The 12,621-nt window shown below is 65.9% G+C and carries 9 protein-coding genes and 1 tRNA gene; 5 read left to right on the top strand and 5 right to left on the bottom strand.

Annotated elements, in window-relative coordinates:
* Positions 1-14: 14 nt before the first annotated feature.
* Both RDV64_RS04755 and RDV64_RS04760 read right to left on the bottom strand, forming a co-directional pair.
* Positions 15-518 carry a hypothetical protein gene (locus RDV64_RS04755; RefSeq protein ID WP_309198134.1) on the bottom strand — a complete coding sequence of 168 codons (504 nt, stop codon included), beginning with the start codon at positions 516-518 and terminating at the stop codon, positions 15-17.
* 87 nt (positions 519-605) lie between these two features.
* Positions 606-3,116 (bottom strand): PBP1A family penicillin-binding protein, encoded by a 2,511-nt coding sequence (locus RDV64_RS04760; protein WP_309198135.1) that lies wholly within the window; start codon positions 3,114-3,116, stop codon positions 606-608.
* A gap of 200 nt (positions 3,117-3,316) precedes the next feature.
* Between RDV64_RS04760 and polA the strand changes: the two genes are divergently transcribed.
* Complete coding sequence (polA, locus tag RDV64_RS04765) at positions 3,317-6,259, top strand: DNA polymerase I (protein ID WP_309198136.1); 2,943 nt, start codon at positions 3,317-3,319, stop codon at positions 6,257-6,259.
* A 61-nt stretch (positions 6,260-6,320) separates the two neighbouring features.
* Here polA and RDV64_RS04770 read toward each other — a convergent pair whose 3' ends face one another.
* On the bottom strand, positions 6,321-7,856 hold the full coding sequence (locus RDV64_RS04770) for a caspase family protein (RefSeq protein WP_309198137.1): 1,536 nt from the start codon (positions 7,854-7,856) through the stop codon (positions 6,321-6,323).
* A gap of 210 nt (positions 7,857-8,066) precedes the next feature.
* Between RDV64_RS04770 and RDV64_RS04775 the strand changes: the two genes are divergently transcribed.
* Positions 8,067-9,170, top strand: coding sequence for an OmpA family protein (locus RDV64_RS04775; RefSeq protein ID WP_309198138.1), 1,104 nt, complete (start codon positions 8,067-8,069; stop codon positions 9,168-9,170).
* A 28-nt stretch (positions 9,171-9,198) separates the two neighbouring features.
* Here the strand turns inward: RDV64_RS04775 and RDV64_RS04780 are convergent, their stop codons facing one another.
* Positions 9,199-9,996 (bottom strand): inositol monophosphatase family protein, encoded by a 798-nt coding sequence (locus RDV64_RS04780; protein ID WP_309198139.1) that lies wholly within the window; start codon positions 9,994-9,996, stop codon positions 9,199-9,201.
* Positions 9,997-10,333: 337 nt separating this feature from the next.
* Positions 10,334-11,239: an N-formylglutamate amidohydrolase gene (locus RDV64_RS04785; protein ID WP_309198140.1), complete on the bottom strand. Its 906-nt coding sequence runs from the start codon at positions 11,237-11,239 to the stop codon at positions 10,334-10,336.
* A gap of 193 nt (positions 11,240-11,432) precedes the next feature.
* Here RDV64_RS04785 and cpdR point away from each other — a divergent pair, with 193 nt between their 5' ends.
* The 3 genes from cpdR to RDV64_RS04800 all read left to right on the top strand — a co-directional run bounded on the left by cpdR (position 11,433) and on the right by RDV64_RS04800 (position 12,456).
* Complete coding sequence (gene cpdR / locus RDV64_RS04790; RefSeq protein ID WP_309198141.1) at positions 11,433-11,792, top strand: cell cycle two-component system response regulator CpdR; 360 nt, start codon at positions 11,433-11,435, stop codon at positions 11,790-11,792.
* A 67-nt stretch (positions 11,793-11,859) separates the two neighbouring features.
* Positions 11,860-11,934 (top strand) — tRNA-Val (locus tag RDV64_RS04795).
* A gap of 105 nt (positions 11,935-12,039) precedes the next feature.
* Positions 12,040-12,456 carry a type II toxin-antitoxin system PemK/MazF family toxin gene (locus RDV64_RS04800; RefSeq protein ID WP_309198142.1) on the top strand — a complete coding sequence of 139 codons (417 nt, stop codon included), beginning with the start codon at positions 12,040-12,042 and terminating at the stop codon, positions 12,454-12,456.
* Positions 12,457-12,621: the final 165 nt, after the last annotated feature.

A 12,621-nucleotide genomic window follows, 5' to 3' on the forward strand; every position in this document is an offset into this window, starting at 1 on the left:
GGCGGCAGAGGCTGTCAGTGCGCGGCGGACTGGTGCTCCGGTGCGACGGGAACCTGCAGCGTGCCCAGCTTTTTCTGCCAGGACGCAGCCAGAGAGCGCACGCTGTCCACCACGGACGCGAGGGACGCAACGTCGATGTTGCTGGCCATCTGGGCATAGCGGATGGTGCCGGCCGCGTTGATGAATGCGATCTGCTCGGCGGTGTAGTGGACGTAGGCCTTGCCGTTGCGCGAGTTGGCAACCGCCTGCTCGATGTTGCCGATGCTCTGGCGCAGGGTGTGCCCGCCAATTCGCTTCAGGAGGTTGCGGTCTTCCAGATAGACCGGGATCCAGCCGCGCATGGGGTTGAAGCCCATGGGCACGCCGTGGACGTGGCGGTAGGCCGGCACGTCGCTCCGGTAGCCGCCGAGTTCGGAACGCGCCCAGTCCACAACGTCCATGTGGCCGGCGGCGTCGGCCGCCACCGCAAGCTCGGACAACACATGGACCAGCGAGGAAGACGGGTGCTCAGGCAACATGGCGGTACTCCGGGTTTTACGCCACCATTCACTACCCTGCCTATCCTGCACGGGCCTTGTTCGGCCCTTGCCCCTCCGTCTGGCCGGTCAGCCGCCAAACAGGCGGCGCAGGAAGCTGCCGCCCGCATTTTCCGGCTCGCCCGCCCAGCCGCGCGCGCCCCGCGCCACGCCGGCATCGGCCCCCGGCGGCGCGGTGCTGACGGCCGGTGCGTTCCACGGATCATCGGCCGGGATCACGTCCATCGCCAGCGTGGCGGCTGCAGCTTCCGGTGCGCCGGGCAGCTCGGCGGGGCGCATGCCCTCGTGCACATTTTCCATCAGCTGCTTCCACAACACCGCCGGAAGCGTGCCGCCGGTGGCGCGCTTGGTGGGCGAATTGTCGTCGTTGCCGAGCCACACCCCCGCCGTAAAGAACGCCGTGTAGCCGACGAACCACGCGTCACGCCAATCCTGGCTGGTGCCGGTCTTGCCCGCCGCCTGCCACCCCGGCAGCTCCGCGCGCCGCGCCGTACCGGATGTGACGGTCGCTGCCATCATCTGGTTCATCTGGCCGGCGTGCTCCAGCGTGAGCACCTCGCGCGAACCGCCATTGCTCCGCTCGTAAAGGAGGTTTCCTTCCGCCGTCTTGATCCGGCGGATCACATAGGGGACGACGCCGACCCCGCCGTTGGAAAACGGAACGTATGCGGTGGTCAGCTCCAGCAGCGTCACTTCGCTGGTGCCGAGCGCGATGGACGCATTGGGCTGAAGGTTCGAGCGGACACCCAGCCTGTGCGCCGTGTCCACCACCGCCTGCGGGCCGACCTCCATCGCCAGCTGCACCGCAATGGTGTTGAGCGACAGCGACAGCCCCGTCTGCAGCGAAACCGGGCCGCGATACTTCTTGTTGTAGTTCTGCGGCTTCCAGTTGCCGATCTGGAGGGGCTGGTCGATGCGCATGGTCTGCGGGCTCAGCCCGTCCTCCAGCGCCGCCAGATAGACGAACGGCTTGAACGCGGAGCCCGGCTGGCGGGCCGCGTCCACAGCGCGGTTGTACTGGCTGTCACCATATTTTCGCCCGCCAACCAGCGCCTTCACCGCGCCGCCGGAATCCAGCACCACGACGGCGCCCTGGCTGACACCCTTTGCCGCACCTTCGGTGTCGAGCGTGTCCTGCAGCGCAGCCTGCGCCAGATCCTGAAGCTCCAGGTCCACCGATGTCTCGACAATCACGTCCTCGGTGATGGAGCCGACGAAGCCGGGAAGCACATCCGCCACCCAGTCCGCCACATAGCCGCCGGACGTGGCCACCTTTGGCGCGCGGACCGTTGCCGGGTTTTCCCGCGCCACCAGCGCGTCCATGTCCGTGATGTAGCCCTGCTCGCGCATTGCCTCGACCACGATGGCCGCGCGGGCCTGCGCCCGACCGATGTTGTTGGTGGGCGCGTAGTAGGACGGGGCCTTCAGGAGGCCGGCCACCATGGCGGCCTCGGCAATCGTCAGATCCTCGGCCGGCTTGTCGAAATATTGCCGCGCTGCGCCATCCACGCCGTAAGCGCCTGCGCCCAGATAGACGCGGTTGAGATACATCGAGAGGATTTCGTCCTTCGAGTACTGGATCTCCAGCCAGACGGCGAGGATCATCTCCTGGATCTTCCGCTCGATGGTGCGGGACGGGCTGAGGAACAAATTCTTCGCCAGCTGCTGGGAGAGAGTCGAGCCGCCCTGGCGCAACTGGCCGGACGAAAGGTTGGTCGCCATGGCGCGGGCAAGGCCGATGGGGTCCACGCCAGGGTGCGCGTAAAAGCGGCGGTCCTCGATGGCAATCACCGCCTGCGGCACATGGGCCGGGAGGCTCTCCAGCGTGACGGCACGGCCGCCGGTGTCGCCGCGGTTGGCGATCAAGGCGCCATCGTCGGCCAGAATGGCGACGTTGGGCGGCCGCTCCGGCACGGCCCATTCGGCAATGGGCGGCATGGTGGCGGCGTAGTAGGCGATGATGCCCCCCACCGCGACGATCCCGAGAAGGGTGAGCGTGACACCCATGCGGAACACAAAGCGCACGAAGCTGAATTTCCGGCGCGGCTTCCGGCGCGGGGCCGGGGCTGCGGGGCGCGCCGGGGCGGCGCGGACGGGCGCTCCGTCGGCACTGCTGCGGCGCGGGTTGGTCGCGCGCGACGACGCTGCCTTTTTCGGCGCTCCGGTGGCGGCTCTTGGCTGACCGCCGGCTGCCTTGCGCGGGCGCTCGCCGGACGCTGCATCCTGCGCGCTGCCAGCTTGCGGCCGCGCTGGTGCATTGGCCGCCGGGCGCAGCGGAACGGTCTTGGCGCCTGCTGCCCCGGCGCGGCGGGGCGCTGCCTTGCGGGACGCCTTTTCGCCCGTGGCAGCGGCAGGTTTGCGCGTCCCTTCGTTCGCTGCCGGTTCGCGCAGGGTGCGCGCGCCATCATCGGCGGCCCGTCCTGCGGGCTTTTTGGCGCGGGGCGCGTCCGCGGCCTGCCGCGGCGGCTGCGTCCGGCCTGCATTCTGCGGCGTTTCGGCGGGCGGTGTCCTGTCGCGCCGCGCATCCTTCGCGCGGTCGCCAGGCCTGATGCCAAGGCGGCCTTTGTCATCTGCCGGCAAGAAACGTCTCCATCGTTACGCAACACTACGGGGATCGCCGGCATCATTGCGGCACATCCCTCATTAACATCCGGTGAGTGCGCGGTGCGATGCGGCGCTGAACTCCGCCGGCCGCCCTGTTAACACGGGAGCGGCGCGCCGGGGAGGTTGATCGCATTGCGCGCGCCCGCCAATGTCGCGCTCCGCGAAGGAGAACCCCGATGGCCGCCGCAAAGAAAGCACCTGGAATGCCCGGCAAGGGCGACACCGTCTTCCTGGTCGACGGCTCATCCTTTGTATTCCGCGCCTATTTCCAGTCGATGAACCAAGACCGGAAATACAATTATCGTGCGGACGGGCTTCCCACCGGGGCGGTGCGGCTGTTCTGCAACAAGATGTACCAGTTCATTCGGGACGGTGCGGCGGACCTCAAGCCCACCCACATCGCCATCATCTTCGACAAGTCCGAGAACACGTTTCGCAACGAGCTGTATCCCGAATACAAGGCCAACCGCTCCGCGCCGCCGGACGACCTCATCCCCCAGTTCCCGCTGATGCGCGCGGCGGTGGAAGCGTTCGGCCTCATCCCCATCGAGAAAGCGGGTTTCGAGGCGGACGACATCATCGCCACCTACGCCCGCCAGGCCGCCGCCAAGGGCGCCGACGTGGTGATCGTGTCCGCCGACAAGGATCTGATGCAGCTGGTGGACGAGCGCATCTCCATGTTCGACCCTGCCTCCGGCGAGGGCCGCAAGGCGGGCGCCAGCAAAATGGGCGTGCGGGCCGAGCGGCGCATCGGCGTCGACGAGGTGGTGGAGTATTTCGGCGTGGCGCCGGACAAGGTGGTGGACGTCCAGTCGCTGATCGGCGACGCGACCGACAACGTGCCCGGCGTCCCCGGCATCGGCAAGAAGACCGCGGCGCAGCTGATCGACGAGTTCGGCGACCTCGACACGCTGCTCGCCGAAGCCAGCACCATCAAGCAGAACAAGCGGCGCGAGAATCTGATCGAGTTTGCCGATCAGGCGCGCCTGTCGCGCAAGCTCGTGACCCTCGACGACAAGGTGGACGTCGAGCACCCGCTGTCCTCCCTCACCATGAAGGCGATGGATGCCACGCCGCTGGTGGCGTTCTTCAAGGCGATGGATTTTTCCACCCTCACCCGCCGCATTGCCGAAGACTATGAGATCGACCACGCCAAGGTGGCGCCTGATGCGCGCTATCTGGCCGGCCCCGCCGAAGAAGACGCCCCCGCGGAGATTGCCGACGACAGCCCGAAGACGCCTGAAACGCTTGCCGCCCGCATGGAAGCGGCGCTGCGCGACGCCAGCTTCGACCTTGACGCCTACGAGACCATCACCGACCCCGAAACGCTGGCAGAGTGGCTGGCGGTGGCAGCAGAAACGGGCCAGCTCGGCATTGCGGTGCGGATGGTGGACGGGGCGCCGATGGTTTCCGAAATTGCGGGCATTGCCATTGCCATCGGCCCCAACAAGGCCGCCTACGTGCCGCTGAAGCACGCGATGCGCGACCTGATGGCCGAAAGCAACGGCATGCCGCCCGAGGAGGCGCTCCCCCTCCTCACCGCCGCGCTGAAGGCCCCCGGAATCGCCAAGATTTCCGGCGGCATGAAGCGTGACTTTCTGGCGCTCCAGCAGGCAGGCATCGAAGTGACGCCGCTGGACGACACGGGTCTCCTCTCCTACGCGGCCGAAGCCGGCGCCGGCCCCCACGACCTTGCCACCCTGTCCAAGCGCTACCTCGGCCACACCCCGATTGAAGACCGCGATGTCATGGGCACCGGCAAGTCCCGCGTGCCGTTTGGCGATGTTTCGCTGGATGCCGCCACCCGGCACGCCGCCGAGGAGGCCGACATTGCCCTGCGCCTGGCGCCGCTCCTGCGCCAGCGCCTCGTCGCAAGCAACGTCACCACGGTCTACCAGACGCTGGAGCGGCCGCTGCTGCCCGTTCTGGCGCGGATGGAGGCAGCCGGCATTCTGGTCGACCGCAACGTCCTGTCACGCATGTCGAGCGACTTTGCGCAGACGCTCGCCCGCATCGAGGTGGAGATCTACGAGCTGGCGGGGGAGCGCTTCAACATCGGCTCCACCAAGCAGCTGTCGGAAATCCTGTTCGACAAGCTCGGCTACCCCGGCGGCAAGAAGACCAAGAAGGGCGCATGGTCCACCGGCGCGCAGGTGCTGGACGAACTGGCTGCCGAAGGCTTCCCGCTGCCCGTCAAACTCCTCGAATGGCGCCAGCTTACCAAGTTGATGAACACCTACACCGACGCGTTGCAGGAAGACATCAACGCCGAAACCGGGCGGGTCCACACCACGTTTTCCATGGCGGCGACCACCACGGGCCGCCTGTCCTCCACCGACCCGAACCTCCAGAACATCCCCATCCGCACCGAGGAAGGCCGCAAGATCCGCACCGCCTTCGTCGCCGCGCCGGGCACCAAGCTGATTGCGGCGGACTACGGGCAGATCGAGCTGCGGGTGCTGGCCCACATGGCCGACATTCCGCAGTTGCGGCAGGCCTTTGCCGACGGGCTCGACATTCATGCAATGACGGCGTCCGAGATGTTCGGCGTGCCGGTGAAGGGGATGGACCCCTCGGTGCGCCGCCGGGCGAAGGCCATCAATTTCGGCATCATCTACGGCATTTCGGCGTTCGGTCTTGCCAACCAGCTGGCCATCCCGCGCGAGGAGGCGAGCGCCTACATCAAGCGCTACTTCGAGCGCTTCCCCGGCATCCGCGACTATATGGACGCCATGAAAAATTTCGTGCGCGAGCATGGCTACGTGACGACGCTGTTCGGCCGCCGCGCCCATTATCCCGAGATCGGCACGAGCAACCCCTCGCTGCGCGCATTTTACGAGCGCGCGGCAATCAATGCGCCGATCCAGGGGTCGGCGGCGGACATCATCCGCCGGGCCATGGTGCGGATCGAGCCTGCGCTGGCCGAGGCGGGCCTGTCGACAAGAATGCTGCTGCAGGTCCACGACGAACTTCTGTTCGAGGCCCCGGAAAGCGAAACGGACAAGGCCATCGACATCATCCGCAGCGTGATGGTCGGTGCCGCAGCGCCCGCGGTTCAGCTTGCCGTGCCGCTGGAGGTGGATGCGAGAGCCGGCAAGAGCTGGGCCGAAGCGCACTGAGGTTCTTCGGGCCGGGCGGCGGTCTGCTTAGCGGTTCACGCCGCACACGGGGCGTCGCCCGTCAGGGGCAGCCCTGCTCGGCCCAGGTTCGGATCGCCTGTTTGAACTCGCCGCCATAGGGGTGCTGTTTCTTCAGCATCGCGGCGCGTTCCGGCGTCAGATAGCTCTTGCCCTGGTCGCAAAGGTTGGCCCGCTCCCACTGGTGGCACCCCGAACAGGTGCGCGTTGCCCAGAAACTCTCCGGCAAACCCTCGATCGGGGGATAGACCGGATGGCCCTCGATCAGCGTTTCGAGTGACTTGCCGCCAATTTCCGGAAGGGCTGCGGCAAGCGGGCTGTCGAAGGTGATTTCGCCGCTGGTGTCAGTGGTTTCTGCAACGTCCGGCGGCGGCAGTGCGGAAAATTCGATGCCCGGCGCATCGGCGGCCGGGGGCGGCGCCGGCGCAGCGTCCGCCAGTGCCGCAATTTCGGCGCGCGCCAGGCTGGCAAACACGCCAGCCGGATAGGCGGCAAGGTAGGCCTCGTAGTCAGCGCGCAGACCGCTTTCTTGTGCTCTTGCCAGAAGGGTCTCTTCCGGTTCGCTGGGGATGACCGGGGCGGCCGCGGGCGGCGCGGGGGTCACGTTCAAAGCACGCTCTGCATCGGGTGCCAGCGCGGCGACCTCGGGCGGTGCGAGCTCGGCCCGCAGCAACCGTGCCGCATCGGCAAACCGTCCGCTGGGATATGCGCTCAGAAACAGGTCGATCTGCGCAAGGTCGCGCTGGGCCGAGACACTGGCCCAGAACCGCTCCTCCGCCAGCGCGGCGGGGTCCACCGGTGCTTCCTCCACAAAGGTGAACTCGCGGGTGAGCGAGGACGTATCCCACGGGGTCTGCCGGCCGCCTGTCGTCTCGATCACCTTGATGCGCACGTTGCGGAACACCTCCTCGATGGGTGCGCCGGGCTCGATCATTTCTTCGGCCAGCGCCGCGGTGAACGGGCTGTTGTCGCCCGCACCGTCGAACGCGACCGCGCCCGGTGCCGTCGCAAAGGCGAGAAACGAGCCGGTGGGCGCCCGCATTTCGGCAAGGCCGTTGTCGTCGAACGCCGGAATGGCGGAAAACGGGTTGTTGCGGCACGCGTCGAGAATGAAGATGTTGGTGCGGTTTCGCGCCGAACTCATCTGCCTCAGGATGGAATTGGCCTCCACCGCCACAAGGTCGAGGTCGGCCGCGTCGGCAATATCGGTCTCGACCGGCAGGAGGTAGTTGGCGCCGAACGACTGGACGGCGTGGCCGGCATAGTAGAACAGCCCCGTCGCATCCGGCCCCGCACGGCGCAGTGCCCGGCCGAATTCAGCCACGGCCCACTTGAACCGCACCAGCTGCGCATCCTGCACCAGCGTCACGTCAAAGCCTGACGCGCGCAGGCGTTCGGCCACCAGCGACGCATCGCGCGCCGGATTTTCAAGCTCCGGCACAGGGCCGGCTGCATAGGCCGAGTTGCCGACCACCAGCGCAATGCGCACCGGTGGTTCCGCGGCAACCGCGCTCGGCTGGCCGCACATTAACAACGCGATCGAGCAGACAATGCCTGCAAAAACTGAATTTTGGATCATGGCGTCTACTTTATGGACAGCTTTCATCTTACCCGATCCAGTTGGACACATCAAAAACAGCAATGCGTGACGCTTGTCACCACGTGGCCGATGTTCGAAACTTCAAGCCTCGCAGGTAAGCGACAGGGCCTTCATATTCCACCGCAGAATGAAAACACGGCTGGGGGTCCACCCATCTGTGACGCGCTCGTTATTTATAGGAGGAAATTGATGTCACATCGTATTTTTGCCGGAGTTGTTGCGGCTGCGCTGGCGTTTGCGGCACCCGCATCAGCGGCAACGCCGTTCGAAGGCGGGTGGACGCTGGATGCCGCCAGCTCCGGGCTGCGCTTCCAGTCGGTCAAGAACGAGACGAAGGTGGAGACCAGCTCGTTTGCCACCCTTCAGGGCGCTATCGACGAGAGCGGCACGGCCACGGTCACCGTCTTTCTGGATTCGGTGGACACCAAGGTGGACCTGCGCAACGTGCGCATGCGGTTCCTCCTGTTCGAGACCTACCAGTTTCCCGAAGCCAGGGTGACGGTGGAGATCGACCCCGCAATGCTGGACGATCTGCCGCAGGTGCGCCGCAAGGTGATCGAAGTGGACTACACGCTCGATCTTCACGGCCTCCAGAAAGAGCTTCAGACGGAAATTGCGGTGACCCTTCTGTCCGACGACATGGTCTCCGTCGCCTCCCATGCGCCCATCTCGATCGCCACATCGGACTTCGGGATGGACCTCGGCGTCACCAAGCTGGAGGAGGCGGCCAGCGTCGAGATCATCCCGTCGGCCAGCGTGAGCTTCGACTTCATCTTCCGCCGCAGCGGACCTGCGCAGGAAGAGCCCCAGGTTGCGGCGGCAACGCGCGGCCAGCCGTCCGGCGCGGTAGTCACCCCTGTGGCCGCCGCAGCGTCGCCCGCGGCACAGCCGGCCTCCCTTGCGCTGGAAGCCGAAGGGAATTTCTCGCCAGAGGCCTGCATCGGCCGCTTCGAGGTGATGAGCGAGGCCAACGACATCTACTTTGCCGTCGGCAGTGCCCGTCTTCAGGCCAAGAGCCGCCCGTTCCTGGACAGCATCGTCGCCATTGTGGAGCGCTGTCCGGGCATGAATCTGGAAGTGGCCGGCCACACCGATTCAGACGGCAGCGCCGCCAAGAACCAGACGCTTTCGGAAAACCGGGCCGCCTCCGTGCGGCGCTATTTCACCGACAGCGGGATTGCACCGGAGCGGATCCTGACCGTGGGCTACGGCGAGACCAGACCCGCCTTCCCCAACAACACGAAGCGCAACAAGTGGCGCAACCGGCGGATCGAGTTCACCGCCCTCCAGTAAGCGCACCTCGGCTGGCCGGGCCTTGCGGTCAGGCCAGCGCCGCCACCAGCGCTTCGGCCAGCGACGGGTCGCCCACGGCAAATCCGTCGCCCTTGTAGCCAGACAGGATTGTCGGCTCGATGTCTGCCCCATGGCGGTCGATCAGCGCGCCGCCCGCCTCCCGCACAATGGGCACGAACGGGGCAATGTCGTAGGGCTTCAGCCCCGTGTCGATCACGATGTCCACCAGCCCGGCGGCCAGCAACGCGTACCCGTAACAATCGGTCCCGTAGCGGACCATGCGCACGGTATCGGTCAGCGCCTGCATCTGCCGCGCGATGGCCGGGTCGAAGTTTTTCGGGCTGGTGCAGGCGACAATGGCCTCCGACAGGTTGGCGCAGCGGCGGGTCCGGAGCGCAGTGGTGCCCCGCACCCCGTCCAGGAACGCGCCGTCGCGCGAGGCATAGAAGCGCTCGCCCACGAAGGGTTGTGCCATCATGCCAAGGTCGACCCGCCCGCCCGCGCCGAGAGCGATCAGCACGCCCCATGTGGGAAGGCCCGCCATGAAGCCGCGGGTGCCGTCGATCGGATCGAGCACCCATGTGCGGCCGCTGGTGCCGTCCACGCCGGCAAACTCCTCACCCAGAATGCCGTCGTCCGGCCGCTCGGCCTGCAATCTGGACCGGATGGCCTTTTCCGCGGCCCGGTCTGCGACCGTCACCGGGTCGAAGCCCGCCGCGTCCTTGTTCTCCACCTCCGGCAGGGCACGAAAGTGGGGCAGGATCACATGGCCGGCGTCATCGGCGAGCAAATGGGTAAGTTCGAGGTCGTTTTCTGAAGTGTGCATACGTGCCATGCGTTTGATGCAAATGGGAAATATTAGGCGGCGCGTTGATAGCCCGCCATTTCAGGCGCTTGATTTTACTTTCATTTTTTTGGTCGCAAATTAAATCGCCCGCTTTTCGACCTTGATTGCCTGCCATGCAGGCAGAAAGACGCAATGTTCACGAAAGCGGCGGCTTGACGATCGCGGCTCACGGGGCCAATTGTTGCAGCGCGGCACGACGGTTGTTGTGTCGCTGCCCTCCTTGGGCGTTTCCTCCCTAGACTTCGGGCCGCTCTTCGGAGCGGCCTTTTTTTTGCCCGATAAAAGAAAGCCGGGTAAGAAGGTGCAGCGGACGCCCCTACTCCGCCGCCAGCGGCCAGTCGGCATCCGACGAGCCGCGCCGCCTGAACACATCCATCACCGTTTCGCACACTGCCGTCATCTGGTCCTGCATCCGCCCGAAGGATCTGGAGCGGGTGTAGTACGCCTCGTCCATATAAAGGGCGCGGTTGATCTCCAGTTGCACCGCGTGGACCAGCGGCGGCCGCCCGTAGTGCTCGGTGATAAAGCCGCCCGCATAGGGCCGGTTGCGGCCCACCACAAAGCCCACTTCGCGCAAGGCGGCAGCCAGCGCATCGGTCAGCTCCGGCGCGCAGCTGGTGCCGAACCTGTCGCCGAGGATCACGTCGGGCCGGGGACCGGCGCCCTCCCCCATTGCCCGCACGGCGCCCGATGGCATCGAGTGGCAGTCGACCAGCACGCATGCGCCGAAATCGTCCACGGTGGACTCGATCAGCTGCTCCAGCGCGTGGTGGTATGGGTCGTACAGCGTCGCGATCCGTGCGCTGGCCTCGGACGCCGGCAGCTTGGCGCCGTAAATTTCCTGCCGCTCGCCCACGATGCGGGCAATCACGCCGAGCCCGCCGGCCACGCGCGGACTGTCCACCGCCACGGCGAGATCCAGCGGCGCGTCGAACATCTCCGGGTCGAGTTCGTTGGCAGCGCGGTTGAGATCCACGTAGACGCGCGGAAAATTCGCCTTCAGCATCGGCGCGCCCAGCTCGATCACCCCGGCGAACAGGCCGTCGACAAACGTATCCTCGGAGCGGCGGATGGTGTGCCGGTCCAGCCGCGAGCTTCGGATGAGGCTGCGCGGATAGGCATTGCCCGAGTGCGGCGCATTGAAAACAAAGGGCGATGTCCGGCGCGCCGGTTCCAGAATCTCGAACGGGGGGATCTGCGTGTAATCGTCGACGAGCCTCATGGGCCTCCCTTCCAGCCGCGGCCTGCCGCGTTATGTGACTCTAATGTAGGGCAGGCGTGACCGAACAGCATCGATTTTGATCGAAGCCGGTAAGCGACGCTTTAGCGACCTTCCACACGGCGGTTTCATACCCCCTCCCCATTAATGTGCGCCTGACATTGAGGAGGCGCGGGACCGATCTCGCGAAAACGCCGTGCGCATTTTACTGGCTGAAGACGATGGCGACATGCGTCGCTTCCTGGAGCGGGCGCTGGAACGGGCGGGCTACGACGTGGTGGCGGTCGGCGACGGCCAGGCGGCCTACGAGCGACTGCGCGAAGAACCGTTCTCGCTCCTCCTGACCGACATCGTGATGCCGGAGATGAACGGCGTGGAGCTTGCCCGCCGCGCCACCCGGCTCGACCCCGACCTTGCGGTGATGTTCATCACCGGTTTTGCCGCCGTGGCGCTGGACGGCGACGACGCTGCGCCGCGCGGTTCGAAGATCCTGTCCAAGCCCTTCCACCTGCGCGAACTGGTGCGTGAAGTGGGCCGGATGCTGGAGTACGCATAATCGATGCGAAACGGCGCTTGCAGTTGGCGGCGAACCCTTTTATACGGGCCGCTCCCTGCACGGTTTCGGGCGGTTAGCTCAGCGGGAGAGCACTTCGTTGACATCGAAGGGGTCACTGGTTCAATCCCAGTACCGCCCACCATTTTCCCAAAAGTGCTGCTGTTGTCCTCAACTTGGCTGCTTTCAGTGGTCCACGGCTTAGCGGCTTCCCCAGTACAGCTTGTGGCAGTTGTGGCATCATAGTCCGATGCCGCTTAAATTTCCGCCCAAGCTCGGCCAGCTCTTGATCTGTGATTTTGATAAAGGCGGATTTCTACCGCCGGAGATGGTCAAGCGGCGCCCTGCGGTCGTGGTATCGCCCCGTCTTCGCAGCAGAACGCTCATCACGACCGTGGTTCCGCTATCGACGACGCCACCAGACCCCCCGGAGCCGTTTGTCGTTGAATTGAATTTCGACGAACCGCTGGCGAAGCGCTTCAGGGCGACAACCATGTGGGCCAAATGCGACATGATCGCCGCCGTATCTCTCGCGCGACTTGACCTGTTTCGCGTCGGCACCGACGCGCAGACCGGCAAGCGACGCTATTCTGACCGGACGTTGTCGCCGCAAGAGTTCGCCGCTGTGAGAGCTGGAATCATCGCCGCAATCGGCGAGGTGCGTTGACGGGGCGCCCGCATCGCACCATATTCACAGTGTTGCTCGCGGGCATAAGTCCGCCGAGCCTTAGACCTCCCCTTGCGGGAGGCGACCCCGCCGAGGCCATCGCAAGCCTGGCGGGGTTTTTGTTTGCCCAAATTTCCGTCAACGGATCGTGCGCTGATTGACTCC

Origin of the sequence: Acuticoccus sp. MNP-M23 (assembly GCF_031195445.1) — a bacterium.
Taxonomy (GTDB): domain Bacteria; phylum Pseudomonadota; class Alphaproteobacteria; order Rhizobiales; family Amorphaceae; genus Acuticoccus.